The following is a 794-nucleotide window of genomic DNA, read 5'->3' on the forward strand; positions in this document are numbered from 1 at the left end:
GCGAGCGCGGCCAGGCCCTGCTCGACCAGGCCGATGCGCGCCGTCACGAACCCCTGGTGCACGAGCAGCTCGCCCGCCTGGCCGAGGTTCGCCGTGTACAGCGCGGTGTCGGGGGCCGCGGCCCTGGCCTCGGCGAGCCGCTGGTGGGCGAAGTCCTCGAACCCCTCGATCCCCGCCTCGCGCGCCTGCTTCAGATCGAAGCCGTCAGGCCCCGCGCCCCGCGCCAGCAGTTCGATCACCGGCAGGTCGGAGCCGAACCCGAGGTCCTGCAGGAAGGTCCCCTGCGGCTCCTTGAGCGCCTTGAGCGCCGCGACGGCCTCCTCGAAGGTCCCCGGCAGTTCGCGCTCCGCCGACACCGAGAGCTTCGCGACGCTGAGGAAGTACTTCAGCAGGTACTGCTCCTCGGTGAGCTCGCCCGCGCCGTCGGCTCCCCCGGCGACCTGCTCGGCCAGCCGGACGGCCGCCTCCAGATCGTCCCGGCGGCCCGAACGGTGGTAGCGCTGGACGAGCAGCGGCACCGCCAGCCCGAGCGACAGATCCCGCAGCCGGGGCTGGTCGCGCAGCTCCTCGCTGGTCTCCAGCATCATCTCGATCGCGTGGGCGGCGGCCCCCTCGTCGCCGGAGTTGAGGATTCTGGCGCCCTCCAGGCCGCCGCGGATCAGCCGGGCCCGGGTCGGGTCGGCGCCGGCGCGCTCGGCTTCGTCGAGGATCTCGGCCGCTCGACGGAAACCGTCCGGCGACGGCTCGACGATCAGCCGGCCGATCGCGCTGAGCGCGGCGCGCAGCCCGAGCTC

The 794-nt window shown here is 74.2% G+C and carries 1 protein-coding gene; it reads right to left on the minus strand.

Going from position 1 to position 794, the window contains the following annotated elements:
* Positions 1–794, minus strand: a 794-nt coding sequence (locus tag ACYVE7_RS34980) for a hypothetical protein (RefSeq protein ID WP_460370961.1), incomplete at both ends; no start/stop codon positions are given.

The sequence above is a fragment of the Actinocorallia lasiicapitis genome (assembly GCF_054778695.1).